The organism is Polynucleobacter sp. MWH-Jannik1A5, assembly GCF_018881795.1.
Lineage (GTDB): Bacteria > Pseudomonadota > Gammaproteobacteria > Burkholderiales > Burkholderiaceae > Polynucleobacter.
Genome location: NZ_JACVPQ010000001.1, coordinates 1,438,868 through 1,464,072 on the forward strand (window position 1 = coordinate 1,438,868; position 25,205 = coordinate 1,464,072).

A 25,205-nucleotide genomic window follows, 5' to 3' on the forward strand; every position below is an offset into this window, starting at 1 on the left:
TTTTTAGAAAGATCTTGGTAAGCCAAGAACATGTTCGGCAATGTAGGAGTAAATCAAATTAGTTGAAATTGGCGCCACTTGATACAGGCGAGTCTCCCTAAACTTGCGCTCTACATCGTATTCATTAGCAAAGCCAAAACCGCCATGCGTCTGAAGGCAGACATTAGCAGCTTCCCAGGATGCTTTAGCAGCCAGGTATTTGGCCATATTGGCTTCTGGCCCACAGGGTTGGTGGTTATCAAATAATTCACATGCTTTAAAGCGCATGAGATTAGCTGCTTCAGTTTCAATATAGCTATCTGCAATCGGGAATTGGATGCCTTGGTTTTTGCCAATTGGGCGATCAAATACAACGCGGTCATTGGCATAGCGACGTGCGCGATCAATAAACCAATAGGCATCGCCAATACATTCTGCGGCGATTAAGACGCGTTCTGCATTTAGGCCATCAAGGATGTATTTAAAACCTTGGCCTTCTGTGCCAATCAAGTTTTCCGCTGGAATTTCTAGATTATCAAAGAACACTTCATTGGTTTCATGGTTGACCATATTAGCAATCGGTCGAACTTCCATGCCTTTGCCGATTGCATCGGCAAGGTTCACGATAAAGATCGACATACCTTCGGATTTGCGTTGCACTTCACTGATTGGCGTAGTGCGCGCAAGCAAGATCATGAGATCTGAGTGTTGAATACGAGAGATCCACACCTTTTGACCATTCACTACATATTTATCACCCTTTTTAACTGCAGTGGTTTTTAATTTGGTCGTATCGGTTCCAGTAGTGGGTTCTGTAACAGCCATACTTTGAAGGCGCAGCTCACCTGATGCAATTTTGGGTAAGTACATTTTTTTCTGAGCTTCAGAGCCGTGACGTAACAGGGTGCCCATGTTGTACATCTGTCCATGACATGAACCTGAATTGCCGCCAGAAAAATTAATTTCTTCCATGATGACGGAGGCTTCAGCAAGGCCCAAGCCAGAGCCGCCATATTCTTCTGGAATTAATGCGGCCAACCATCCAGCCTTAGTCATGGCATCTACAAAAGCTTCAGGATAACCTCTCTCATGATCAATCTTTTGCCAATAAGTGGAATCAAAGGAGCCGCAGAGGTCACGCAAGGCTTCGCGCATTTCTTGGTATTGGTCAGGTTTAGGGATAGGGTGATTCATGAATGTCTCGATTTATAGGTTTTATGGTTTATTTGCCAATTAAGGCATTAGTTTAAGCAAGATTTGAAATTCTTGGATATTGGCCAAAACAAGGCAAAATAGACTAAATGAGACCTAGAGAGAAGATGGAAATAAATACAGACGGATGCCATCCGGCGCCATCTATTCGCCTAATCAAACATATGCAAGCGACGGTTGCTTAATGGAGCATATGTTTGAGCATTTTTTTTCGTGGTTTGGAATGCCCTCTGTCGGGTTGCCGGCAGTATTTATTAGCGCATTTATTTCTGCCACATTAATTCCGGCTGGATCTGAACCTATTTTATTTGGGTACATCACTCTGAATCCGCACTTATTTTGGGTTGCCATTATGGTTGCCACAGTCGGCAATACTATGGGTGGAATGGTGGATTGGTGGCTTGGGGTTATCGCCCGCAATAGTTTTAAATCCATGGATGAACCTAGTAATAGTCGCCTGAAGCGGTGGCTAGAAAATTGGGGCCCTAAATTACTATTGCTTTCCTGGCTTCCGGGTCTTGGTGACCCCCTGTGTTTAGCGGCCGGCTGGTTAAAACTCCCTTGGCAGCCATGTCTTGTTTATATGTTCATAGGCAAGCTATTGCGCTTCATTATGTTCACCTGGCTCCTCACCCTGGTTCCAGACAGCTTTTGGCACCAGTTAGGCCGCTGGCTGCATCTGATCTAAGTCCCGGATCCTGTAACATCAAGTTTTGGGCAAAAAAGCCCTTTGGTCAACTTGATACGGTAAATGAAATGTCCACATTAAAAGGTAAAACTGCGCTAGTCACAGGCTCAACTAGTGGTATTGGCTTAGGTATGGCAATTGCGTTAGCAAAGCAAGGCGCCAATATTATGGTTAACGGTTTTGGTGAAAAAGATGAAGCCATTGCCAAAATTAAAGCTTGTGGAGTGGAGGTTGAATATCACGGTGCCGATATGAGCAAGCCTGCTGAAATTGAAGATCTCATCAAGCAAACTGAAAAGCGCTTCGGCTCATTAGATATTTTGGTTAATAACGCTGGCATTCAATACACTGCAAATATTGAAGAGTTTCCAACGGACAAATGGGATGCGATCATCGCCATTAATTTGAGCTCTGCTTTTCATACTACGCATCATGCTTTGCCTGGTATGAAGAAGCGTAATTGGGGTCGCATTATTAATATTGCTTCTGTTCATGGCTTAGTGGCCTCTACTCAGAAAGCAGCTTATGTTGCTGCCAAACATGGCATTGTTGGTCTCACTAAAGTGACTGCTCTAGAGAACGCGCGCACTGGCATTACTTGTAATGCGATTTGCCCGGGCTGGGTTTTAACCCCTTTGGTTCAAAAACAGGTGGATGCTCGCGCTGAGCGTGAAGGCATTTCTAATGAGGCTGCGAAGACTGCCTTGGTCTCTGAAAAACAGCCGTCTGGTGAGTTTGTGAGTCCCGAGCAATTAGCAGCCCTGGCAGTGTTTCTATGCGGACCAGATGCTTCTGAGGTGCGGGGAGTGGCCTGGAATATGGATGGTGGCTGGACGGCTCAATAAGCTGCAGAACCCTTGGTCTTATCGGATGCCGGCGAGCCTATTGCCGGCATTTCTTTTTATAGTTGGGTCTTGAGATATGGGGTTACAGCATTTACTTGCCCCTCAAACAAAAAAGTCAGAATAGTCTATAGTTATCCCAAAATAACCTATATTTTTGCTTAATGAAATTTAAAGGAATACAAATGGAACATACCTTACCTCAGTTACCTTACGCGCTAGATGCTTTGACCCCTTATATTTCTAAGGAAACCCTGGAGTATCACTATGGCAAGCATCACCAGACATACGTCACTAATTTGAATAATTTAATTAAGGGCACTGAGTTTGAGAATTCCTCCCTTGAAGAGATTGTTAAAAAATCTTCCGGCGGTATTTTTAATAATGCAGCCCAAGTTTGGAATCACACTTTTTATTGGTTTGGCATGAAGCCAAATGGCGGTGGAGCTCCTACTGGTGCATTGGCCGATGCCATTAATGCTAAGTGGGGATCATTTGATAAATTCAAAGAAGAATTCACCAAATGCGCAGTTGGAACTTTCGGATCAGGTTGGGCATGGTTGGTTAAGAAGGCAGATGGCAGTCTTGATCTAGTTTCTACCAGCAATGCAGCAACTCCTCTTACTACCGATGCTAAAGCTCTTTTGACATGCGACGTTTGGGAGCATGCCTACTATATCGATACTCGCAATGCGCGACCAAAGTATCTGGAAAACTTTTGGAATCTGGTGAATTGGGATTTTGCTAGTCAGAATTTTGCTAAGTAATTATTTTTAATAATCTGGAAAATCTTATGGCTTCTATCTTGACCTCGCTGGGCCGCACAGTTTTAGCTGGCTTTGTACTTCTCGTTTTAATCATCTTTGCATTGGGCGGAAACTTTAGTTCTGCTGAACTCCCATTTATTTTCCGTTGGTTACACGTGATGTTTGGTGTGATGTGGATCGGTTTGCTCTGGTACTTTAACTTTGTGCAAATCCCTTCTATGCCAAAGATTCCTGATGAGCAAAAACCAGCGATTGGTAAAGTGATTGCCCCAACTGCATTATTTTGGTTCCGTTACGCAGCTTTGTTTACTGTTGTTACTGGTTTGATCGTTGCGGGTTTAAGTGGTTACTTGCATCAAGCATTCACATTGCAAGCTCCATTCCGTGCAATTGGTTTGGGCATGTGGATCGCGTTGATCATGGCCTTTAACGTTTGGTTCATTATTTGGCCAAATCAAAAGCGTGCACTTGGCATTGTTGCTGTTGAAGCAGACGTAAAAGCAAAATCAGCTCGCGTTGCAATGTTGACATCCCGTTTAAACACAATCCTATCTATCCCGATGTTGTTTTTGATGGTTGCTCAATCACACAACACAACTTGGTTCGTGATTGTTTCTTAATCACCGCTAGCTGCATAAAGAAAAGGCCCGCAATGCGGGCCTTTTTGTTTCTGTATCGATGTTGCTTAGGTCAGTATGGCTGGCAGTTCTTTGGTGAGGGCGCCACGTTGTGCAGTAGCCGTTCCCATTAATGCAAAGCCCAACAGCTTGCCGTCGGCAGATTCAAAGCGGGCTTCAAGGCCGCCTTCTACTGGGGTGGTAGTCCACCTACCTTCAGCACCCTTTGCTGGTGGGGAAACTATGGTGGGTAAAGCAGGGGTCTTCACCATCACCGGCATTGCAGGATAGGTGAGTGCTGTGGCTTGACCCAATAAGGTTGGCGCCAATGCTCTTGCTGCTTGCATGATCGGCATCACGTAAGGCAACACTAAACCTTCAATTTCTGCACAATCTCCAATAGCAAAGATGTTTTTAAGATTAGTTTCTAGTTGGCGATTCACCTGAATGCCAGTACCAACGTTGATACCGGTTACTTTAGCTAATTCAATTCTCGGTTTTAAGCCTACTGCGGATAAAAATACATCGCAAGTAATCGTCTTGCCATTGGCTAGTGTCACTTGTAGTGATTCTGCTTGGTGGTCAATTGCCTGAACGGTGGTCGATAGATGCCAGCGTACGCCAGCGTCACTTAATTTTTGCTGCAGCTCAAGCGCTGCCGCTTCTGGTAATAGGCGACCTAAGGCCTGAGGGGCTAAGTCAATGACATCCACTTCATAGTCGCCGAGCACAAGATCATTGGCAAATTCGCAGCCAATTAAACCGGCGCCCAAAATGGCAACCTTCTTTTTGCCAACAATTGCTTTACGAAAGAGTGCGTAGTCCTCTAAATCATTAACAGTCATCACCGTATTGGCGGCATTACCTTGAAGTGGTAAACGAATTTGATCGGACCCTAGGGCCATCACCAGTTTTCCGTAGGTCACTTCGCCTTTGTTAGTTTGAATGGTTTGCTTATCAGGGTTAATGGAGATCACATCACATTCACTCATGATGGTCATCTCTTGTTGGGTTGCCATGCCATCGGCAGGGGTAGAGATGAGTTGCGCAGCTTCTTTATTGCTAGCTAGAGCGGTAGAGAGCATCGGCTTTGAATAAAAGTAACCAGGCTCTCGAGTCACTAAAGTGATTGGCACTGTTTTATCTAGTTTACGGATTTCACGTACGACGGTATAGCCAGCTAATCCGCTGCCAATGATGACAATCGCGGATGGGGATTGAGGGGTGGTTTGATCCAAAGCTGAGCTCTCCAAAGTGACAAAATAATAAACAGGACTAGGGGTGAAGTGTAGGTATTAGCTTATCTGAACCATCTCAAAGTCAGCTTTTGCTACGCCGCAGTCAGGGCATTCCCAGTCTTCTGGCACATCAGCCCAAAGGGTTCCAGCAGGAATGCCATCCTCCGGAATTCCTTTTGCTTCATCGTAGATATAGCCGCACACGATACATTGGTAAGATTTCATACTGGTTCCTTAAATAATTCATTCATTTTAAATTTAATTGCAATTTATTTCTGAGCCGCTCTTATTGAGCAGTAAAAACCTTTGCTTTCTCTAAAGCCTGCTTGTAATGGTTGGCATGGCGCTCTTCCACGTTAGCTAGTGCAGCGAAGCGTTTTGCCGCTTTAGCTAATAGCGCCTGAAATTGCTCAGCATGTTCTTTTGATTCTGCGATTTGCTCATCAATTTCTTGAATTGCAGCAGCGTTACCTTCTTCGACTGCAGTTTTACGAAAGGATGGATACATTTCAGTGTATTCATAAGTTTCACCTTCAATGGCGATCTCTAAGGCACGCGCTGGTGTCATTGTATTGGCGGGGTAGAGTAAGTCTAAGTGACCAAACGCATGCATTACTTCTTGCTCAGCAGTTGCTTCAAATATTTTGGCGGTCTCTTCATCGCCAGCTGCGCGAGCCAACTTTGCAAAGTAACGATATTTGATGTGTGCCATAGATTCACCTGCAAAGGCGGACTCTAAGTTGTGGATGGTTTTGATTTCTGGACGGGCCATTTTGATTCCTTTTCATTAACTTCGGTTTGTTGAGTCATATTTGTTACTTTCTCAACCATGGATTCAGTGTGCGCTTAATTTATTTATCAGTCCAGTAAATCATTATGATAGTATTTATCAAATAAATCGATAACAGGGGGTATTTATGGCGTATTTACCATCTCTAAGGCAGTTAGGTTATTTCGTTGCGTTGGCTAAAGAGCTGAATTTCACAAGAGCAGCTCAAGCCTGCTTTGTGGGGCAGTCAACATTGAGTGCAGGATTAAAAGAGCTGGAAGATGCGCTAGGCATTCATTTGGTAGAGCGTGATCGTCAGAATGTTTCGATCACCCCAATTGGGCTAGAGGTGCTTGAGCGTGCAAAACTAATTTTGGCTGCTTCTGAAGATTTGGTGGAGTATGCGGGCGCAACAGGCAAGCCAATGACCGCCACAATTCGTTTGGGGGTGATTCCAACGATCGCACCATTTTTATTGCCAACGGTTTTGCCAGAAGTTCGCACGCGATTTCCGGATCTCAAAATTACCCTCAGAGAGGATCTAACGGCAAATTTACTTTCAAGATTGGCTGAGCATAAATTAGATTTTGCTTTGATTGCCTTGCCATATGATGTCAGCGGCCTTTTGGTACAAGAATTATTTGATGATCACTTTTGGTTGGTTGCTAAGGAAGGTGATCCAGCGCTAAAAGGTAAAGAGGTAACCTTACCGGCCAAAATGGCTGAAAGGCTCTTATTGTTGGAGGAGGGGCATTGCTTGCGTGAACATAGCTTGCAAGCCTGTAGGCGGACGGATATTCGCAAAGCAGAAGGCCTAGAAGCAACCAGCTTGTTAACGCTATTGCAAATGGTGGAGTCTGGTCTTGGGATTGCTTTGCTACCTGGTATGGCGGTCAAAAGTAGCTTATTGAATAACTCTCAGCTAGTGGCGAAAGAGTTGGCCGCACCAACCCCTAAGAGAGTGATTGCTTTAGTTGCGCGATCATCTACAGCGCATACTCAAGAGTTTAATGCGCTCGCCAATTGCATTCGCGAGCAATTTGGCGCGACCTAAAAGCGCTGACTTATTGTTCAGCAAACATTATCAATCCTTGTTACAGTCCACCATCTTATTACTTATATAAAAGGCAGCAAATGTTAGGCAAAGAAATGATGTTCACCCCAGTAAGTCTTGGATCGATTCAGTTAAAAAATCGTTTAGTCATGGCGCCACTCACTAGAATGCGCGCGGGTACTGGGGATGTACCAAGCCCATTGGCAAAAACATATTACGCACAACGCGCTAGCGCTGGACTCATCATCACTGAGGCTACGCAAATTTCTCCTTTGGGCAAAGGCTATCCCGCCACACCTGGAATTTATTCAACAGAACAGACTGCTGCCTGGAAAGAAATCGTGGCAGCAGTGCACGCTAAGGGTGGTTCTATTGTTGCTCAGCTCTGGCACGTCGGTCGAATTTCACATTCCTCTTTGCATCTGGAGCAGGGAGCACCTGAAGCGCCTTCAGCAATTCCTGCATCCGGCCAAACTTATGGCGCAGATTGGAAGCTGCACAACTATGAGACTCCTAAGGCAATGACTAAGGAAGATATCGCTCGCTTGCTCAAAGAGTTCGAGGTAGCAGCGCAAAATGCAAAAGCCGCAGGCTTTGATGGTATTGAAATTCATTCTGCCAATGGCTACTTATTGGATCAGTTTTTGCAAGACAAAACGAATCAACGTACTGATGAATATGGCGGCTCTATCGAGAATCGCCTTCGCTTATTGGGTCAAGTCATAGAGACAGTTAGCAAAGTATTCCTAAGTGATAAGGTAGGCGTACGTCTTTCACCTTATGGTACTTTTAATGATATGGGTGATAGCGATCCAGTAGCCTTATTCACAGCAGCAATGACAAAGCTCAATACTTATAAGCTGTCTTATGTGCACATGATCGAGCCTCGTGCAACTAGCGCAGGTGGTGGCGACCAGACGAATGAAGAGGCGCCAATAACATCCGAAATGTTCCGCGCTGCCTATGAGGGAAAATTTATTACTGCTGGCGGCTATGACCAGGCAATGGGTGAGAAGGTGCTTGAAGCCGGTTTGGCTGACGCGGTTGCTTATGGTCGCTTATATATCGCCAATCCAGATTTAGCGGAAAGATTCCAACAGGGCGCTGTTTTAAATCCTTATAACCGCGCCACTTTTTATGGCGGCAATGAAGTTGGTTATACCGACTACCCAATGCTTTAATGCCCCTCGGGCTTGAGATGTACAGAAATAATCCCACCAAAAGGTGGGATTATTTTTTATCTTCAGGATCTTTTAATAGGTCGTAGTGATTGGCTACGAGGAGCAGGGCAATGGATGCGCAGCCCATTGCGAAGAATTGCCACTGATGCAACATAGCAGTGCCAATAACGGTCATTAGGATTGTCCAACCGACAGCCATCTTGGCTTTTTTAGAGAGTGGCTTCATTTAATCATTACTCCTGCTTTGGTTTAAGCATTCACTTTATTCAACATACGACGAAGTGTATCGTCCTTGATAACGTAATGTTGCCATAAACCAGCAATTGCATGGATGCCAATCAAAATATAGAGTGTGTTTCCTAAAAACTCATGAATTCCTTCAACCACTTTTTTCATTTCGGGATTAGGGGTTACTAGTTGAGGCCATACTAAGCCAAAGAAATTGATTTCCTTGCCGCCATACTGAAAATACAAGATGCCAAAAATAGGGGAAATTAAGAGTAGGGCATACAGCAGCCAATGCATTGCCTTCGCCAATGTAACAATTGCAGGTTTTGGGTTTGTAGGCTGCGGCACGCCATAAATAAATCGGATCATCAGCCGAGCGGCCATGGCTAAAAAAATGAGCTGTCCGATAACGCCATGGACTGATTTACATAGATCGCGATACTCACTCCCCTTCGGGAACTGACCTTTGAGTTCAATCACGATAAAAGCAGCTATAACCAGTAGGAAAACAAACCAATGAAAAAAGATGGAAGCTGGGTGGTATTTGGATCGGGTCATGATGCGTCATTATTAAGTTGATTCATCATAAATGATAATGAATCTCATTAACATTTGCAACAATAGGGCTAATTAGGCCCAAAAAACCACAAAATCCTAGTTATTCAGGCGTACTTTGGCGCTAAGTTCATTGGCTGCGCCGCGTTTATCTAGTTGGGAGAGTCTGAGGGCCTCCACTTCAAAGTCCAGCTGCCCTGGATGAAATTCTTCATCGTTTTGCAGGTGAATAACATAGGTCCAGACTAGCTCGCGGCCACGGTTTTTAAAAACATCCACTACACGTTTCATTTGAGCTGCCTTTATGGTGAAGCTTAGTTGTTACCGCTAGATGGCTTGGCTTTTTCCATCTGTTGAATGAGATTATTTTTCAGTGCAACTAAATTTCTGGCTTCAATGCGAATGACACCGCCTCTTGGGCTATCAATATCAGCTATCAAAAAGAGTGAGACTGAAACAACGAAAGGGAAGATCATGAATAGCCCCATGTTCTTCTCGAAATTACGCGCACCAAATCCTACCAATAGGTTGGCGCAAACTGCAATCGCTGCCATCAGCGCCCAAGCAGTAAGAGGGATGCGATTCCACCAAGCGGCTTGAACATAGCCCTGAGAATTGATGACATCGTTCATTCCAGAGGCGACCAGTGCAATGGTAGGTGTATCTTGTTTGCGAACAACGGGAAGAATCTCATTCCATAAGTCCGCTTGGAGCTGCTCAGTCTTGTTGCGAATCTCTTGAATTTTCTCTGGACTTTGCTTGGAGTAAAACAGGATACGTTGGTCTACGTATTGAAGTAGTAGGTCTTTAGTGGCTGCGGAGACCTTTGGGGGCAAGAGATCTGCGCGTAAGAACTCAGTTCCAATGGCGTTTGCCTCGCCTTCTTCAAAAATTTCTCGCTGATCATGACGGTCAATTGCCATGGAGAAGGTAAACCCGATAATGAGGGCAAGCAAAGTCAATGTGGCCGTCTGAATGATTCCTAGATCTTCAGAGGTCTCAGTATCTTTAGTTCGATAGCGACTCAATGCAGTATGACCAAACCATACAGCGAAAGCGAATGCTATAAACGATAAGCCAAAGACTGCGAGGGGGTAGTTTAGAAGGTGAAAAATTTAAAAGGTTCCTGGATACAAAATATCTTTAGTCACATTTTGAATATCACGATGGCCCGTAAATGCCATGGTGATGTCAAGCTCATTGTGAATTAGCTCTAAACACTTGGTAACACCTGCTTCACCCATTGCTCCCAGGCCATACAGAAACGGGCGACCAATCATCGTGCCACGCGCACCTAAGGCCCATGCTTTTAGAACGTCTTGACCAGAGCGGATACCGCCATCCATCCAAACTTCAATATCTTTGCCGACTGCGTCCACAATTCCAGGCAAGGCTTTGATACTAGAAATTGCACCATCTAATTGACGGCCGCCATGATTGGAAACAATTAACGCATCAGCGCCAGAGTTTGCAGCTAAGCGCGCATCATCTTCATCAAGGATGCCCTTGATGATCAGTTTGCCGCCCCATAGTTTTTTGATCCACTCCACGTCGCCCCAATTCAGTCCTGGATCAAATTGTTCTGCGGTCCAAGAGGATAGTGATGACATGTTGCCAACACCGGTAGCATGCCCGACAATGTTGCGGAATGTTCTGCGTGGCGTCATTGCCATCCCAAGGCACCAGCGTGGCTTAGTTGCCATGTTGATCATATTGGCGATCGTGAGCTTAGGGGGTGCCGAGAGGCCGTTCTTTAAATCTTTATGGCGCTGACCAAGAATTTGTAAGTCCAAAGTCAGAACGAGTGCTGAGCATTTTGCGGCCTTAGCACGCTCAATCAGGCGCTCAATAAAGCCACGATCTTTCATGACATAAAGCTGAAACCAGAATGGCTTTGTAGTGCGCTCGGCCACATCCTCAATAGAGCAAATGCTCATGGTCGATAAGCAAAAAGGCACGCCAAACTTTTCAGCTGCCTTAGCTGCCAAAATTTCACCATCAGCATGTTGCATGCCGGTTAGACCAGTTGGTGCAAGCGCAACCGGCATGGCAACCTCTTGACCAATCATAGTTGTCTTGGTTGTGCGGTTAGTCATATTGACTGCTACTCGCTGGCGTAATTTAATTTTCTGAAAATCAGATTCATTGGCGCGATACGTAGACTCGGTCCAGGATCCTGAGTCCGCGTAGTCGTAGAACATCTTGGGGGTGCGTTTTTGGTGGAGGACCCGCAAGTCTTCTATATTGGTGATGATTGCCACAGTAAATCCTTCTATTTGATGCTCTTTTGTTAAAGCAAATGCTTAATTTAAGCTCTATCTTAGCAATACCGGGAGATTTGTTTCTACAATGCTAGGGTATCCCTTGTTTCGGGACGCTAAATAACCGTTCCCCCTCTTAAATCTCCCATGCCCCAGCTTAATTTCGCAACGATTACCTACTTATTATTGGCTACCGCTTTATGGGCGGGTAATGCCATTGCGGGCCGTGTGTTGGTAGGAAGCATTTCTCCAATCACCCTGAGTGCAGTTCGCTGGGGGTTAGCTGCTTTGCTTCTGTTGCCTTTGGGTTGGCGAGTGTTTATGCCTGGAAGTGCTTTGTGGCAAAACAAAAAGCGCTTTTTGCTCTTAGGCTTATTTGGAGTGGGGAGTTATAACGTTCTTTTGTATCTTGCTCTGCAAACTTCTACAGCCATTAATGTCACCTTGATCGGTGCGAGTATGCCAATCTGGATGCTATTTATTGGCGCAGTGTTTTATCAAGTGAAGCCAAGCGCACTGCAAATGATTGGTGCAATCGTCAGTTTGCTTGGTGTTGGTATTGTGTTGACGCGCGGTGATTTGGTTGCACTGCTATCCATGCAAATGGTGATCGGCGATATCCTCATCATGCTGGCAACGATCTTGTGGGCTTTTTATAGCTGGATGCTAAGTCGCCCTGGATCTAGCTCTGAGCGACAGTGGCCATGGGCTGAATTTTTAATGGCTCAGGTTACGGTCGGTCTTTTATGGACAGGATTTTTTGATGGCTTTGAGATTGCTGCTGGCCATGCTTTTATCGACTTAAATTGGTGGACATCATCATTGATTTTGTTTGTTGCAATTGGCCCATCTCTCATTGCTTATCGTTGCTGGGGTTTGGGAGTCAATGGGGCAGGGCCGACGGTCGCCGCTTTTTTTGCTAATTTCATACCGCTCTTTACTGCGCTATTGTCGGCCGCCATGTTGGGTGAACCCCCGCAGTTTTTTCATGGCCTGGCTTTTGCCTTAATCGTTGCTGGCATTGCTATTTCTTCAAAAAGAGGGAAGTAGTCCGCTGAAAATGGGTAAAAAAGCCCTTTTAAATGGGGTTTTGCTGCCATCTGCCCAAAAAACACTTAAATCAGTATCATTTAGGGCTAATCACTGAAATCCCTAGGAAATTACTATGCCAGGCTTGCTTCCCAATGTTGATCCAGACGGTTTATTAGAGTTCTCGGTTGTTTATACCGACCGCTCTTTAAATCATATGTCTGAAGAATTTAAGCGTGTGATGGTGGATATTTCAAGTGTCCTGAAGGATGCTTACAACGCTAGTTCGGCAGTGATCGTTCCTGGTAGCGGTACGTTTGGTATGGAGGCGGTTGCTCGCCAGTTTGCCAATAATGAAAAATGTTTAGTTTTGCGTAACGGTTGGTTTAGCTACCGCTGGACGCAAATCTTTGATTTGGCGAATATCACCAAGGATGTCACCGTGATTAAAGGTCGCCAGTTAGAAGATTCAACACAAGGTGTTTTTGCTCCTGCTCCTATTGAGGAAGTGGTGGCCTATATCAAGAAAGAAAAACCAGCGGTAGTTTTTGCGCCGCATGTAGAAACTTCTGCCGGCATCATTCTTCCTGACGATTACCTCAAAGCGGTGGGTGAGGCAGTTCGCTCTGTAAATGGCTTATTTGTATTGGATTGCATTGCCTCTGGTGCAATGTGGGTTGATATGAAGGCTTGTAATGTGGATGTCCTTATTACTGCGCCTCAAAAAGGTTGGAGTAGCTCCCCATGTTGCGCATTGATTGCCTTGGGCGATCGTGCACGTGATCGTATTGACGCTACACAAAGCAGCAGCTTCTCAATGGATTTGAAGAAGTGGCTTCAGATCATGGAAGCCTATGAAAAAGGTGGCCACGTTTATCACACCACCATGGCTACGGATGCCTTAAAGGTGTTACGTAACGTGATGAAAGAAACTCAAGCGCTTGGCTTTGCGGCTCTGAAAGAAAAGCAAATCGAGTTGGGTACAAAGGTGCGTAACTTGCTAGTTTCTAAAGGCTATGACTCTGTAGCTGCTAAAGGCTTTCAAGCCCCTGGCGTAGTGGTTAGTTACACCAAAGACCCAGATATTCAGTCCGGCAAGAAATTTATTGCACTCGGTTTACAGACTGCAGCAGGCGTTCCTTTGCAGTGTGATGAGCGTCCAGACTTCCGTACATTCCGCATCGGTTTATTTGGCTTGGAAAAACTGGCACATGTTGATCGCACTGTTGGTCATCTTGAAGCAGCGCTAGAAAAAATTACCGAGACTGAAGCGCAACCTGCGTAAATACTTTAGTAGTTAAGCAACATCAATAAGGGTCATCACATGATGGCCCTTATTACATCTACCAAAATTAAATTCAGATTCATCTATCGAATCATCTGGCTAAGGGGTTAGGGGTTGCCTCTCCAATTTTATGCAGGGTGTTGTTGTCCACGTGGTGGAATAACTCTGCCTGATCTTTGATTTTCATGATCGTGTCTTGCTCATAAGACCAAGTGCCATCATCATGAACCGAAACCTGAATTCGAAACTCGACCGTTCTAAATGCGTAATCCAGAAAAGGGTTAGAGGAGATGCCTGCACATCGATCATCTTCTTTGGCGAGCAACTCAAATTGCTTGGCATCGGCTGTGGCTTTGCCGGTTGCCATTGTGATCATGCCTCGCGGTATCGAGAGGGTATGAATAATGTTGCCAGTAGCTGGCTCCCATAGCCAATAACCCACCTGATCATGATAGGTTTTTACTTGGTCGGGTTTGGTGATGTGCGTGTGATATCTCAAGCCGTAGAACAATTGTGGCCCATTAGTTTGGGGGTCAATAGGTTGGAGTTCGATGTGCTCTACATATGCCTGCTTCTTAGGGCCCTCAGCCTTAGGCTTAACATCCAAACCTCGAATACCTTCCCAGATGCCGGCCATACCAGTCAAGGGCCCTAGTTGTTCTAGGGTGTTTACTGAATAACCTTGGGGTTCGGTAAAGATGTCGCTCGGAAAATCACTCATGACTAGCCTTCTAAAAATGAAGCATTAATCTCAATTTTTTGAGTATTATTAAATTATCCACAAACTTACTCGGAGAACTACATGATTTCTCGTTTCGCACGCTTGAGCTTGGCTACCCTTATCTCTGCTGCTATTGGCATTACGCCACTCTCCGTAATGGCTGCTGATCCAGCACCAGCTTCTGCGCCAGCCGCTACTCCTGCTGCCGCTCCAACACCTACATCGGCTGCTGCCCCTAGCGAGAAATCTGCTGAGAAGAAGGCTAAGAAAAAAGCCAAGAAAGAAAAGAAAGCTGAGAAAAAGACTAAAAAGAAATCTCAGAAGAAATCCAAAGCTGCTGCCGACGCACCAGCTCAGTAATTGAATACCCCTTAATTAAGGGGCTCCGTATTATCAAAGTCATCAGATTTTTTTGGATCTGGTGACTTTTTTGTTGGGGCATCGTTGCGCACCAGTAACCACATCGCCGCAATAACTAAAGTCATGCCGCTAATTTGCGTCCAGGTAATAGGCTCTGCCAAAATGAGATATCCCATAAAGATGGTGGATACGGGGCCTAGTATTCCTGCTTGCGCTACCAATGGTGAGCCAATGCGATTGATAGCAATCATGATGAGAAGCATTGGAATCACAGTGCATAGGCTCGCATTGAGCAGGCTATACCAATAAATTTGTGGAACTTGCTCGAATATGGCTGATGGATTGTGAATGGTTGATTGCAATATGCTTAAGACCGCTGAGGCTGAGCTAGCGTAGACAACTAGTCGGACACTGCCAATGCGCTTAACCATTTCTCCCGCGCCAATCATGTAGGCTGCGTAGGAACAGGCACTACCGAAGACTAAAAACATTCCAAGCCAGGCGCCAAGACCAGAAGAGCTAGCGTCTTGTATGAATACGACAAAAACTCCAATGTAACCAACGATTAATGAATACCATTGAAGTTTAGAGATTGGTTTTTTTAAAACAAAATAAGAGATGAGTAGAACAATGGTTGGTGTGAGATAGAGGACGATACGCTCTAAACCAACAGAGATATATTGCAGGCCCAAGAAATCAATATAGCTAGATAAGAAGTAGCCCAAAAACCCTAAGAAAAATAATTTGCCACGATCAAGCCAAGTGATTGGACTCATCGTCATGCGGCGTGATTCCCACCAGAAGATGCCCCAAAACAAGGGGAGGGCCATGAGCATGCGTAGGGCCAAAAGTGTTTCGGCGTTTGCGCCATAACCAAAGGCGAGTTTTACCAAAATTGCCTTGCCCGAGAAAAGCATCGAGCCAACTCCGGCCATCAGGATGCCATAGAGGTAACGTCGGTGATGATGTGCTGCGCTTACTGAATGCATATAGATTTATAACAGCTTATTCAGCATGGCCCGCATTTCTAAGACGGTCTCGGAGGGCGTTAAGCCAATAGGACCAACCCCTTGGCTTACTAAGTTATCTGCTGCACTTGCATGGAGCTCAACTGCGATTCCAGTCGCTTGCCATAAATCGAGTTGATGACGAACGCCTTGACCAGCAATGGCGGCAATACTCCCCGTGAGAACATCACCCATTCCTCCGGTGCCCATGCCGGGATTGCCCGCAAGACATTGCACCGGAGAGTTCTGTGGAGATGCTATCAAGGTATGTTGTCCCTTCAGCACTACGATGGATTGCGTTAAGTCAACAAGCTGCCTAATGGCAGTAACACGATCAGACTGTACTTTTTCTGTTGTCGAATTTAAAAGTTTAGCTGCCTCACCGGGATGGGGGGTGACAACGGTAGAATTCGGAAATTGTTTATTGCGAGTCTGAAGTTGCTCAAGTAACTCAGAAGACTCACTGATTAAATTAAGCGCATCAGCATCAATCACCAATCGAATGTTTGGATGTGCCAGTGCTGAGCGCAAACAGCAAGATGCCAACTCCGATTTCCCGAGACCTGGACCAATTGCAATCACATCGGGCCGTGTTGTGACAAGCGCCTCTTGAATATTCAATGTCGCTAGACGAATCATGAGTTCGGGCTGGCTAACGTCGGCACGCGCTGATGCTGGGTCCAGTATTTCTAGGATGGTCCAGCCAGCTCCCAAATGTAAGCAGGCATTTCCTGCCAAAATCAGCGCTCCAGCCATACCAGGTGCACCACCAATTAAAACAACCTTACCAGCATTGCCTTTATGTTCGGCGGGCCCCCGCTTGAGAAGCGGTATGAGCTTCAGAGTATCGAGGGCAACAGGTTGAGAGTTCATTTGGATAGTATCGCTCTGATTATGGGGTGCTTGAGCTAATTATAGGAAAGAGTATGCTGGTTGCATGAAGATTCAATTTCTTGGCGCAGCAGGTGAGGTGACTGGCTCACAACATTCCGTTGAAGCGATGCTGTCTGGAAGATTGCGGCATTTCATGGTTGACTATGGCATGTTCCAGGGTGGTCGCGAGGCAACCAATAAGAACCTCGAGCCTTTACCATTTGCACCCAAAGACCTCGACTTTGTAGTACTGACACATGCGCATATTGATCATAGTGGTTTGTTACCCCGTTTATGTGCGCAAGGTTTTTCCGGACCGATCTACTGCACTAACGCTACCTTTGAGTTATTAAAAATTATTTTGCTTGATAGCGCCCATTTACAACGTGCCGATGTCGAGCGAGCGGAGAGAAGGAAGAAGGCGGGCAAGTGGCGTGGGGAAATGCCAGTTGCACTGTATTCAAGGGAAGAGGTTGAAATGACTCTCGCCCAGTTTGAGCCTTTGGATTACAGGCAGTCTGTGGAGCTTGTGCCAGGCGTTCAGTTAGAGTTTCGTAATGCTGGACATATTTTGGGGTCAGCTATCGCTGTCATTGATATTGCCGAGGATGGGTTAGAGAAAAAGCGGTGTGTTTTTTCAGGTGATATTGGCATGAAAGGAAAAGTCTTAATGCCTGATCCTGATCTGATTCAGGAAGCTGATGTTGTTGTAGTTGAATCCACCTATGGTGATCGACTTCATCGAACTCTACAAGATACTGAAGACGAGTTAGTTGAGGTAATTACTTCAACTATGACTGCGCATGGAAATGTGGTGATGCCAGCTTTTGCGGTCGGACGGACTCAAGAAATACTATTTTTATTAATTGACTTGGTGAAGAGGGGGCGCTTACCCCACCTAAGTATCTGGGTGGACTCACCGATGGCTACGGCAGCAACTCACCTCACTCAGCATTTTTTCTCGCAATTAGATGGCGAGTCTCAAGCTACCTTTAAGTGGTATCAAAATAATCCAAATACAGTAGACCTGCGCTTCATTGCTGACGTAGAAGAATCAAAAGCGCTAAATAAAGTAAAAGGTGGGGCGATCATTATTTCGGCTAGCGGTATGTGTGACGCTGGCCGTATTGTTCACCACTTAGTAAGCAATTTGCCGCGCTCACAAAATGCCATTGTGATTACAGGCTTTCAGGCTTATGGCAGTCTTGGCAGACGCCTAGTAGATAAGGTACAGAAAGTGCGCTTATTTGGTGAGGAGGTTCCTGTTAAAGCCTCAATCCATACTATTGGCGGTTTGTCTGCTCACGCCGATCAGGCGGGATTGCTAGACTGGCTGCGAGGATTTAAAAAATCACCAAGTACTGTTTTTGTAGTGCATGGCGAGCCAGAGTCCTCGTCAGTATTAGCTGAATGCATCAGGGATGAGCTGAATTGGACTAATGTCATCATTCCTGAGCGTTCACATATTTATGAGTGCTAGATAACAATCAATTTAGTCAGCTACTTTGGCGCCTTGAATATTGTGGCGCTTCATGGCGTCTGCAATAAATCCAGATTGTTTTAGTTCGGCAATCACATCACTTAAAAAGGCGGTTGTATTTTCATAGTCAGTACGTGCTTTAGGAATACCGATCGCTTGATTAATCACCATAAACCTTCCTGGCAGCATACGTAAACCCTTGTAGCGTTTCGCATCACTCTCTAGCTGCTGTTTTACACCCGCTGCCACATTCCCTTGCCCAGACATAAAGTCGTCCACAACGGCTTGTGAGCTAGCGGCACGAAGCAAGGTGGCATTCTTAATCTCGCGGGACAGGTAGAGGTCATAGGCACTACCTTTGCCAACTACGATTTCATTCCCGGTAACATCCACTTCCTCATTGTTCTGAATAGTTGACTCAGCTTTAACCATGTAAGCACCCTCTATTTGAATATAGGCTGGTGTGTAGCTAATATCTGCGCCACGCACTGGATCAATCGCTACAAATACCAAATCGATTTCTCCGGTCTTGACTGCATCTACTGTGGCGCCTGCTGTTTTAAAGGGCGTGAGTTGCACTGGTAAAGAGATTCTCTTGCCAATCTCATTTGCAATATCAATTGTTACGCCATAAAGACGTTTTGTATTAGGCTCCTCATTTGCAAGAATGGGGTTACCCAAATTGATGCCAACACGCAAAGTTGCGGTTGGAGCAAAGGAAGAAAGGGTGGAAGAGTCGATGGTTTTCATGGTTATAAAAGTAGATATAAAAAAACCGCGGCGGACCGCGGTTTTATGTGCAGAATAAGAAATTACTTCTTGGCGTCAGCAGCAGGAGCTGCAGGAGCCGCTGCTGGAGCAGCAGGAGCATCTTTCTTAGCATCTTCCATGTGCGCAGCTTCAGCACCATGCTTTTCACCACCCATATCAATATCGCCGTCGCCTTTGATTAGTAAATAGGCGGTGGCACCAATTAAGACTAGTACCATAATGATAATTGCACGGTTGCTCATTGCTTTTCCTTCAGTTGGATTGAAATTAGATCAATTTTAACTCGGGATAGGCTCTGGGTAAATCCCAATAATCCCTAGAAGCCCGTATCCATGCTTGAACTAGGTATTAACACTTATTTGGGCGCGAGTTAAGATGGTCCTAATTACCCCAAAAGGTTGCAACATGAGCCCAAAGCTGCCCACACATAACTCTCAAACAATCACCGAGTTTTTAAATCTACATCAGAGTCAGATCTCAGAAGAAGACTCCGAGGACTCCTATAAGTTTGCCTTTGATGATGAGGCCTTTCTGGCCCGTAGAGAAACCATGGGCATCCGTTTTGAATTAGAGTTGCTCAAGCCCGAAGTGCTGCTCAAAGAACATGGCATCGAGCATACGATTACGGTTTTTGGATCAACCCGTTTCATTAGCCATCAAGCAGCAGCAGAGCTCAAAGAAAAAGCAAAGACTCTAGATGAGATCGCTGCTGCTAATAAAGCCTTATTACACAGTGAATATTATGAGTCTGCCCGTGAGTTTGGTGCTCTCGTTGCTTCCTACAATGCAACACAAAAAAAGGACTCCAATAAGCTTCATATTTGTACGGGCGGTGGCCCTGGAATTATGGAGGCTGCAAATCGGGGCGCTTTTGAGTCCGGTGATAAGACTATTGGTTTTAATATCAGCCTTCCTAGAGAGCAGCATCCAAATCAGTACATCAGTCCTGGTTTAAGTTTTCGCTTTCATTACTTTGCGTTACGTAAGATGCACTTCATGCTCAGAGCAAGAGCAATCGTGGCCTATCCTGGAGGCTTTGGCTCTTTTGATGAATTATTTGAAGTATTAACTCTCATACAGACTAAAAAAGTCGTCCGCATACCGGTGATATTGGTGGGTAAAAGCTATTGGAATGAAATGCTGAACTTTAAGAGCATGGTTGAGTTTGGTGTAATTGACCAAGAAGATATGCAGAGTATCCATTTCTCCGAGACTGCCGAGGAGGCTTGGCAGGTGATTCGGGATTGGTATCAGTTGGGCTAACGAGGCACCTGTAAAATCATCACCATGAATCCTTCACAAGCCAATCTCGCTATATCTCTTGATCTTCCAGGCTATCTCTTGGGTGGAGCTATGCTTTTGTTGGTCATGGTATTTCATGGCGTACTGCTACTCCAAATTGCCAAGCGCTATGAGGTGAAAACATTTTTGTATTTGGCAGAGAAAAAATACTCTGCTGTAGCACTCTGTTTTTATATTAGCGTATTCCTTTTATTTTTAACGCATATTGCTGAAATACTCATCTGGGGCATTGCGTTGTATGTATTCAAATTGCTACCTGCATTAGGGCAGAGTATTTTATTTAGTGGCAGCACCTATACAGCGATGGGATTCATGGAGGATATTCTTCCAGACGGCTGGAAGATGCTCGCAGTCATCATCGCTTTTTCTGGAATGTTCTCGTTTGCATGGACAGCATCAGTCATGATTTCGATGACTAAAAACTTTCGTCAAGCCTATACCAAGCTTCACATGAGAAAACTCAATATCTCATCTGACATCATCGATCGTTTTGAGTAAGACATGAGTAAAGCTTGGGATGCCATTGTTATTGGTGGCGGTGCTGCGGGCTTATTTTGCGCGGGCGTTGCTGGTCAGCTGGGCAAGGGAGTGTTGGTGCTGGATCATGCAGAAGTATTGGGCGAGAAAATACGTATTAGTGGAGGCGGCCGTTGCAACTTCACTAATTTACATAGCAGCCCAGCAAATTTCCTATCTTTGAATCAACATTTTGTTAAAAGTGCGCTAGCTAGATATCCTTCATCAGAATTCATCAAGCTAATAACGGCTTATAAGATTGGATATCACGAGAAACATCAGGGCCAACTGTTCTGCGATGATTCTGCTAAGCAAATTATTGAGATGCTGTTTTCTGAGTGCGCTAAAGGTAAGGTAACCATTCGTCATCCTGTGACGGTTGAGTCTATTGCACAAGATGGCGATCAGTGGACTGTTCATACTAATATGGGTATAGAAAAGTCAAAGTCAGTAGTGATGGCTACCGGAGGCTTACCCGTTCCTGCTATTGGAGCTACTGCCTATTCATTGGATATTGCAAAGCAGTTTGGGTTAAAAGTAGTCGACCCAAGGCCTGCTTTAGTACCGCTTTCATTCACTGCGGATAATTTTGGGAATCTCAATGAATTGGCTGGTCTGAGTGTTCCCGTCAGAATTGCTTCAGGCTCCAAAGGACATCGTTATGGCGCCTGTAGATTCAATGAAGACCTGCTCCTTACACACAAAGGTTTATCAGGCCCCGCAGTCCTTCAGGCAAGTAGCTATTGGGAAGAGGGCGAGCCGATTCATATTGATTGGTTAGGTGCAATTGAGCGTCCAGGCGGATTTAATTGTGATGAGCTCTTTAATAATGAAGAGAATCGCTTAAAGCTGACCGAAACTATTCTGGCCTCTGTTTTGCCTCAACGTCTAGCGAAAGCATTTGCTGATCAAAAAGGTTTAACAGGTCGTAAGTGGGCTGAAGTTTCTAAAAAAGATCGTCAAGCCCTTAAAGAGCTGATCACCAACTGGTCAGTGAAGCCTGCAGGTACGTTGGGATGGAAAAAGGCTGAGGTCATGTTAGGCGGTGTAGATACTAAAGAGCTCGATGGACAGAGCATGATGTCACGCAAACATCCGGGATTATTCTTTATTGGTGAATGCGTTGATGTCACTGGCCATTTAGGCGGACATAACTTCCAGTGGGCTTGGGCAAGCGGATTTGCTTGTGCTCAAGCACTGTAAATTACTGATTAAGCGCTAGTTAGGCTGATTTCTCATCCAGTCAGCAGTATTGAAAAATGATTCCTCTAGTTGTTTCGCAATATTGCCTTCGATGTCGCATTCTTCCATGGCTTTATACATGCATGCTAGCCACTGGTTACGCTCTTTTAAACCAATCTTAAATGGCAAATGACGAGCTCTAAGCATGGGATGCCCATACTTTGGAGAATAGATATCAGGACCACCCATCCAGCCGGTTAGGAAAAACTTTAGCTTCTCTCGTGAGGTCGAAAGATCTTGAGGGTGCATTGCCCGCAAATCACTAAAAACTGGCTCTAAGGCCATTAAATCGTAAAAACGATCTACTAATTCATCGATTTTGTCGATTCCACCAATGCTGTCATATACGGATTTTCTTTCGGTCATTCCCCCATTTTAATGCTTGGAATCAGGGGAATTGGCAGCTCACCTAATTCGGTATAGAGTTAAGTATCAAAGTCTTATTAACCCTTATTCATAGGAGCGACAAAATGGATGCAAAAGATCTACAAAAGTGGCAACAAGAAAAAGCTAAGGAATTGTTTGACTACTCACACAAGTTACTGGATGCCGCCAAACAATTAAGCGAGCATCACATTGCTGAAATGGAGTGGGGTATGAAAAATGCCCTCGATAGCGCTAAGTCAGCTGCGAAAAATGATTTGGCTAAGTTAAAAGACCTGCAAGAAGAAGCCACAAAAGAGGCTGCTAAGCGAGCTACGGTTTATCAAAAGAAAGTGAAATCAGTTCTCAAGGATATTGGTGAAAGTGCTGCTGATGAAACTGAGAAGCATCTTGAGAAAGTTCGTAACTCATTGGTCAATTGGTTGGAAGATGCTGAAAATAAAATACCAAGTCATGCTGACAAGCTATCTAAGGTTGTCAATGAAATGTCTACAACAGGGCAGAAGATGTTTAAAGAGGGTCGTCGTATTGTGAATCAAGTGGCTGATGCTGCTGAAAAGAATATCGATGACTTGGTTAAAAAATCCGGAGGCAAAAAGTAGTCTGATTAACAATCATCCCTACTAGCGCATTATAAAAACCGCCTCATTCCCGAGGCGGTTTTTTATTGCCAGCCCTGCAGCCATAACTCACTATTGGTGAGGTCTCGCCAAGCAATCAGCGTCGTTTTCTTGGAATAGACCGCCTCAATTTCGACAAACTCAATCTTGTCACTTGGCGGCTCAGGAAGAATGACTTTGCTCACTAAAAAATGCTTTTGTTTGGCAATCGGCTTTACGGCCGTCCATTTAGTGAGGAGTAATTTCTTGGGGCTGAGGCGATTCATGAATTAACTGTGGATGATTACCGTTACAACGCCGCACATTGCAGTTCCTGATCTTTTTTTACAAGCAATCCAGAAGAGGGGGTAAATGTAATGCTGGATAGATTGATCTGGGCAGGACATTTCTGATCAAAGTAGCTTTGATTTCCCAGGCTGCCGCAATAGTCGAATTTATCCCCCTGCAATTCCATTTGCGCTTTTCGAAGCACCATAGGAATTTTGGCCTCAGTTGCAGAGTTGCAGCTCCAACTAGTATAGGTATCTCGTTCGCACGCGCACAACCCTAAAAAAATAGAGACGTAGGCTAGTAGTCGAAAAAGCGAAAACGATTGAGGGATGGCTATCAAGACTTATAGAACCCAGAAGTGGTGAGTTCCATCTTTGCCTAGCTGCTCTACCAACCCAAACTCCCAGTCCAGATAAGCTTGCATTGCGGATGGGTCTACGTTCGTACCTTCATAGGGGCGTTTGTAGCGATCCAGTGGTGGTGAGGCCAAATGACTTGGGCCTTTCTCAAGCTCCAATCCTGCCTTCGTCCAAGCTGCATTACCACCCTCTAAAACAAGCACCTCTGCATCGGTGAGGGCTTGCAATTCTTGGGCTGCAAAAAGACTTAGCTCACTTGGTGAACTAGTGATGACATAGCGATCTGCTTGAGGAATTTTTTTCATCGCCTCTGCAAGTTCAGAGCGCAGGGCATACCAACTTCCAGGAATATGTCCTTTAACGTAATTAGCATGAGTGCTGAAATCAATGGCAATCGTATTGCTGTCATTCTTAAGCCAATTAGAAACGGTGACTGCGTCTACGCTTTCTATTTTTGGCAGACCTGGTAACGGTGTCTTCCATGAACCTTTTTCTGTGAGGCTGGAGGTATGGACTTCATCGAGCACATAGACATCCCAGGCCATTTGCGCCAACCAAGAGGCCGGCATATTGGCACGCACTCCACCGCCACTAGGGTCTACTAGGACTACACGGGCACCACGAACTGGAGCAACCATTTCAGTCTCCTGTACAAGCTGTCCGCCTGGTACAGAGCGAAATCCTGGAAGGTGGCCTGCCTCATATTCCTCTGGAGTGCGGGTATCGAAGAAATAAGTAGTGCGGTCGGTTTGTGATCTCCAGGACTGGATATCACTGAGTGTTGCGCGTTTGACGCCAGCTCTATCAGCCACGCTTCGCGCGCGTATGGCAGCTTCATTCTTGGTATCGTCGCTCACCTCATGAAATTTTCTACTTTGACCTTTATCCAGCTCTTGGCCAGCTAGTGTCCAGCCAATCGTGCCATTGCGCAGGGCATTTACTTCATTGGGGATGCCAGCATTAATGAGTGATTGTGTACCAATGATGCTGCGAGTTCTGCCTGCGCAGTTGACGATCACTTTAGTTTTAGGGTTAGGGGCTAATTCTGGAAGACGGAGAACCAGTTCTGCACCAGGAACGCTAATGCCAGTTGGAATACTCATGGTGTTGTATTCATCAAAACGACGAACGTCCACAACTACAACATCTGCATTGCTATCAATCAATTGCTTTACCTCTTGCGCAGACAAAGAGGGTGTGTGACGTTTTGCTTCTACAAACTCACCAAAAGACTTGCTAGGAACATTGACATCCTTAAATACTTCGCCACCCGCTGCCTTCCAGCCCTTGACGCCTCCTTCAAATACGGAAACATCTGTAAATCCTAAATTTACTAAGCGCTGTGCTGCAAGCCGGGCAAAACCTTCGCCGTCATCTAAGGTGACGACGGGAACATTTTTATTTGGCAGCTTGGCGTATGCATCAATCTCAATTCTGGAAAGCGGTAAGTTTGCAGAAAAAAGAGGATGCTCTTGTGCGTGAGGATCTTCTTCACGCACATCTAAGAATGCAATCTCTTCTTTATTGAGAAGCTTGTTGCGAACAAAGGAATAGTTTTTGGTCTGAATGGTCATGCTGTCTCTTGATAAATTTGT

Annotated in this window: 32 protein-coding genes; 14 read left to right on the top strand and 18 right to left on the bottom strand. The window is 45.2% G+C overall.

Annotated features, from left to right (window positions below):
- Nucleotides 1-3: 3 nt before the first annotated feature.
- Nucleotides 4-1,173 (bottom strand): acyl-CoA dehydrogenase family protein, encoded by a 1,170-nt coding sequence (locus ICN23_RS07335; protein ID WP_216231540.1) that lies wholly within the window; start codon nucleotides 1,171-1,173, stop codon nucleotides 4-6.
- A 202-nt stretch (nucleotides 1,174-1,375) separates the two neighbouring features.
- On the opposite strand from ICN23_RS07335, the gene ICN23_RS07340 reads away from it, so the two are divergent.
- The 4 genes from ICN23_RS07340 to ICN23_RS07355 all read left to right on the top strand — a co-directional run bounded on the left by ICN23_RS07340 (nucleotide 1,376) and on the right by ICN23_RS07355 (nucleotide 4,108).
- The gene (locus tag ICN23_RS07340) at nucleotides 1,376-1,879 is read left to right on the top strand and encodes a YqaA family protein (protein WP_216231961.1); all 504 of its coding nucleotides are present in this window, start codon (nucleotides 1,376-1,378) and stop codon (nucleotides 1,877-1,879) included.
- A 68-nt stretch (nucleotides 1,880-1,947) separates the two neighbouring features.
- Nucleotides 1,948-2,724: a 3-hydroxybutyrate dehydrogenase gene (locus tag ICN23_RS07345; RefSeq protein WP_216231541.1), complete on the top strand. Its 777-nt coding sequence runs from the start codon at nucleotides 1,948-1,950 to the stop codon at nucleotides 2,722-2,724.
- A 182-nt stretch (nucleotides 2,725-2,906) separates the two neighbouring features.
- Complete coding sequence (gene sodB, locus ICN23_RS07350; RefSeq protein WP_216231542.1) at nucleotides 2,907-3,488, top strand: superoxide dismutase; 582 nt, start codon at nucleotides 2,907-2,909, stop codon at nucleotides 3,486-3,488.
- A gap of 26 nt (nucleotides 3,489-3,514) precedes the next feature.
- On the top strand, nucleotides 3,515-4,108 hold the full coding sequence (locus ICN23_RS07355; protein ID WP_216231543.1) for a urate hydroxylase PuuD: 594 nt from the start codon (nucleotides 3,515-3,517) through the stop codon (nucleotides 4,106-4,108).
- A 65-nt stretch (nucleotides 4,109-4,173) separates the two neighbouring features.
- Here ICN23_RS07355 and ICN23_RS07360 read toward each other — a convergent pair whose 3' ends face one another.
- From ICN23_RS07360 to ICN23_RS07370, 3 genes are all read right to left on the bottom strand, one after another.
- A complete protein-coding gene (locus ICN23_RS07360) occupies nucleotides 4,174-5,343 on the bottom strand; it encodes an NAD(P)/FAD-dependent oxidoreductase (RefSeq protein ID WP_216231544.1) in 1,170 nt (389 codons plus the stop codon).
- A gap of 57 nt (nucleotides 5,344-5,400) precedes the next feature.
- Nucleotides 5,401-5,568 carry a rubredoxin gene (locus ICN23_RS07365; protein WP_216231545.1) on the bottom strand — a complete coding sequence of 56 codons (168 nt, stop codon included), beginning with the start codon at nucleotides 5,566-5,568 and terminating at the stop codon, nucleotides 5,401-5,403.
- A gap of 61 nt (nucleotides 5,569-5,629) precedes the next feature.
- Nucleotides 5,630-6,115: a rubrerythrin family protein gene (locus ICN23_RS07370; protein WP_216231546.1), complete on the bottom strand. Its 486-nt coding sequence runs from the start codon at nucleotides 6,113-6,115 to the stop codon at nucleotides 5,630-5,632.
- Nucleotides 6,116-6,260: 145 nt separating this feature from the next.
- On the opposite strand from ICN23_RS07370, the gene ICN23_RS07375 reads away from it, so the two are divergent.
- Both ICN23_RS07375 and ICN23_RS07380 read left to right on the top strand, forming a co-directional pair.
- A complete protein-coding gene (locus ICN23_RS07375; RefSeq protein ID WP_216231547.1) occupies nucleotides 6,261-7,166 on the top strand; it encodes a hydrogen peroxide-inducible genes activator in 906 nt (301 codons plus the stop codon).
- 95 nt (nucleotides 7,167-7,261) lie between these two features.
- Complete coding sequence (locus ICN23_RS07380; RefSeq protein ID WP_255532731.1) at nucleotides 7,262-8,347, top strand: alkene reductase; 1,086 nt, start codon at nucleotides 7,262-7,264, stop codon at nucleotides 8,345-8,347.
- A 49-nt stretch (nucleotides 8,348-8,396) separates the two neighbouring features.
- Here ICN23_RS07380 and ICN23_RS07385 read toward each other — a convergent pair whose 3' ends face one another.
- The 5 genes from ICN23_RS07385 to ICN23_RS07405 all read right to left on the bottom strand — a co-directional run bounded on the left by ICN23_RS07385 (nucleotide 8,397) and on the right by ICN23_RS07405 (nucleotide 11,391).
- Complete coding sequence (locus tag ICN23_RS07385; RefSeq protein ID WP_161484699.1) at nucleotides 8,397-8,573, bottom strand: hypothetical protein; 177 nt, start codon at nucleotides 8,571-8,573, stop codon at nucleotides 8,397-8,399.
- A gap of 23 nt (nucleotides 8,574-8,596) precedes the next feature.
- The gene (locus ICN23_RS07390; RefSeq protein ID WP_216231549.1) at nucleotides 8,597-9,133 is read right to left on the bottom strand and encodes a cytochrome b; all 537 of its coding nucleotides are present in this window, start codon (nucleotides 9,131-9,133) and stop codon (nucleotides 8,597-8,599) included.
- A 96-nt stretch (nucleotides 9,134-9,229) separates the two neighbouring features.
- The gene (locus ICN23_RS07395) at nucleotides 9,230-9,421 is read right to left on the bottom strand and encodes a hypothetical protein (RefSeq protein WP_216231550.1); all 192 of its coding nucleotides are present in this window, start codon (nucleotides 9,419-9,421) and stop codon (nucleotides 9,230-9,232) included.
- Nucleotides 9,422-9,444: 23 nt separating this feature from the next.
- Entirely contained in the window at nucleotides 9,445-10,158 is a 714-nt protein-coding gene (locus ICN23_RS07400) for a hypothetical protein (protein WP_216860547.1), read from the bottom strand.
- 87 nt (nucleotides 10,159-10,245) lie between these two features.
- Complete coding sequence (locus ICN23_RS07405; protein WP_216231551.1) at nucleotides 10,246-11,391, bottom strand: alpha-hydroxy acid oxidase; 1,146 nt, start codon at nucleotides 11,389-11,391, stop codon at nucleotides 10,246-10,248.
- 147 nt (nucleotides 11,392-11,538) lie between these two features.
- Here ICN23_RS07405 and ICN23_RS07410 point away from each other — a divergent pair, with 147 nt between their 5' ends.
- Nucleotides 11,539-12,441: a DMT family transporter gene (locus tag ICN23_RS07410; RefSeq protein ID WP_216231552.1), complete on the top strand. Its 903-nt coding sequence runs from the start codon at nucleotides 11,539-11,541 to the stop codon at nucleotides 12,439-12,441.
- A 115-nt stretch (nucleotides 12,442-12,556) separates the two neighbouring features.
- Nucleotides 12,557-13,705 carry an aminotransferase class V-fold PLP-dependent enzyme gene (locus ICN23_RS07415; RefSeq protein ID WP_216231553.1) on the top strand — a complete coding sequence of 383 codons (1,149 nt, stop codon included), beginning with the start codon at nucleotides 12,557-12,559 and terminating at the stop codon, nucleotides 13,703-13,705.
- 91 nt (nucleotides 13,706-13,796) lie between these two features.
- Here the strand turns inward: ICN23_RS07415 and ICN23_RS07420 are convergent, their stop codons facing one another.
- The gene (locus tag ICN23_RS07420; RefSeq protein ID WP_216231554.1) at nucleotides 13,797-14,426 is read right to left on the bottom strand and encodes an FABP family protein; all 630 of its coding nucleotides are present in this window, start codon (nucleotides 14,424-14,426) and stop codon (nucleotides 13,797-13,799) included.
- Nucleotides 14,427-14,507: 81 nt separating this feature from the next.
- Between ICN23_RS07420 and ICN23_RS07425 the strand changes: the two genes are divergently transcribed.
- The gene (locus ICN23_RS07425) at nucleotides 14,508-14,786 is read left to right on the top strand and encodes a protein tyrosine phosphatase (RefSeq protein ID WP_216231555.1); all 279 of its coding nucleotides are present in this window, start codon (nucleotides 14,508-14,510) and stop codon (nucleotides 14,784-14,786) included.
- A gap of 11 nt (nucleotides 14,787-14,797) precedes the next feature.
- On the opposite strand, the gene ICN23_RS07430 is transcribed toward ICN23_RS07425, so the two are convergent.
- Nucleotides 14,798-15,775 (bottom strand): DMT family transporter, encoded by a 978-nt coding sequence (locus ICN23_RS07430; RefSeq protein ID WP_216231556.1) that lies wholly within the window; start codon nucleotides 15,773-15,775, stop codon nucleotides 14,798-14,800.
- A 6-nt stretch (nucleotides 15,776-15,781) separates the two neighbouring features.
- Nucleotides 15,782-16,666, bottom strand: a complete 885-nt coding sequence (locus ICN23_RS07435) for an NAD(P)H-hydrate dehydratase (protein WP_216231557.1) — start codon at nucleotides 16,664-16,666, stop codon at nucleotides 15,782-15,784.
- Between the two features lie 64 nt (nucleotides 16,667-16,730).
- Here ICN23_RS07435 and ICN23_RS07440 point away from each other — a divergent pair, with 64 nt between their 5' ends.
- Entirely contained in the window at nucleotides 16,731-18,146 is a 1,416-nt protein-coding gene (locus tag ICN23_RS07440; RefSeq protein WP_216231558.1) for an MBL fold metallo-hydrolase RNA specificity domain-containing protein, read from the top strand.
- 12 nt (nucleotides 18,147-18,158) lie between these two features.
- Here the strand turns inward: ICN23_RS07440 and ICN23_RS07445 are convergent, their stop codons facing one another.
- Together ICN23_RS07445 and ICN23_RS07450 are read right to left on the bottom strand one after the other, a co-directional pair.
- Complete coding sequence (locus ICN23_RS07445) at nucleotides 18,159-18,896, bottom strand: ABC transporter substrate-binding protein (protein WP_216231559.1); 738 nt, start codon at nucleotides 18,894-18,896, stop codon at nucleotides 18,159-18,161.
- 62 nt (nucleotides 18,897-18,958) lie between these two features.
- Entirely contained in the window at nucleotides 18,959-19,159 is a 201-nt protein-coding gene (locus tag ICN23_RS07450) for a hypothetical protein (RefSeq protein ID WP_068320974.1), read from the bottom strand.
- A gap of 163 nt (nucleotides 19,160-19,322) precedes the next feature.
- Between ICN23_RS07450 and ICN23_RS07455 the strand changes: the two genes are divergently transcribed.
- The 3 genes from ICN23_RS07455 to ICN23_RS07465 are packed head-to-tail and all read left to right on the top strand — an operon-like array spanning nucleotide 19,323 to nucleotide 21,938.
- Nucleotides 19,323-20,180: an LOG family protein gene (locus ICN23_RS07455; RefSeq protein WP_216231560.1), complete on the top strand. Its 858-nt coding sequence runs from the start codon at nucleotides 19,323-19,325 to the stop codon at nucleotides 20,178-20,180.
- Nucleotides 20,181-20,204: 24 nt separating this feature from the next.
- Nucleotides 20,205-20,717, top strand: a complete 513-nt coding sequence (locus ICN23_RS07460) for a hypothetical protein (RefSeq protein ID WP_216231561.1) — start codon at nucleotides 20,205-20,207, stop codon at nucleotides 20,715-20,717.
- Nucleotides 20,718-20,720: 3 nt separating this feature from the next.
- Nucleotides 20,721-21,938 carry an NAD(P)/FAD-dependent oxidoreductase gene (locus ICN23_RS07465; RefSeq protein WP_216231562.1) on the top strand — a complete coding sequence of 406 codons (1,218 nt, stop codon included), beginning with the start codon at nucleotides 20,721-20,723 and terminating at the stop codon, nucleotides 21,936-21,938.
- A gap of 15 nt (nucleotides 21,939-21,953) precedes the next feature.
- Here ICN23_RS07465 and ICN23_RS07470 read toward each other — a convergent pair whose 3' ends face one another.
- On the bottom strand, nucleotides 21,954-22,343 hold the full coding sequence (locus ICN23_RS07470; protein WP_216231563.1) for a group II truncated hemoglobin: 390 nt from the start codon (nucleotides 22,341-22,343) through the stop codon (nucleotides 21,954-21,956).
- Nucleotides 22,344-22,447: 104 nt separating this feature from the next.
- Between ICN23_RS07470 and ICN23_RS07475 the strand changes: the two genes are divergently transcribed.
- Entirely contained in the window at nucleotides 22,448-22,963 is a 516-nt protein-coding gene (locus ICN23_RS07475) for a hypothetical protein (RefSeq protein ID WP_216231564.1), read from the top strand.
- 62 nt (nucleotides 22,964-23,025) lie between these two features.
- Here ICN23_RS07475 and ICN23_RS07480 read toward each other — a convergent pair whose 3' ends face one another.
- The 3 genes from ICN23_RS07480 to ICN23_RS07490 all read right to left on the bottom strand — a co-directional run bounded on the left by ICN23_RS07480 (nucleotide 23,026) and on the right by ICN23_RS07490 (nucleotide 25,184).
- On the bottom strand, nucleotides 23,026-23,247 hold the full coding sequence (locus ICN23_RS07480) for a TIGR02450 family Trp-rich protein (RefSeq protein ID WP_216231565.1): 222 nt from the start codon (nucleotides 23,245-23,247) through the stop codon (nucleotides 23,026-23,028).
- Between the two features lie 23 nt (nucleotides 23,248-23,270).
- On the bottom strand, nucleotides 23,271-23,456 hold the full coding sequence (locus ICN23_RS07485) for a hypothetical protein (protein ID WP_216231566.1): 186 nt from the start codon (nucleotides 23,454-23,456) through the stop codon (nucleotides 23,271-23,273).
- Between the two features lie 138 nt (nucleotides 23,457-23,594).
- Nucleotides 23,595-25,184, bottom strand: a complete 1,590-nt coding sequence (locus ICN23_RS07490; protein WP_216231567.1) for a rhodanese homology domain-containing protein — start codon at nucleotides 25,182-25,184, stop codon at nucleotides 23,595-23,597.
- Nucleotides 25,185-25,205 lie beyond the last annotated feature (21 nt).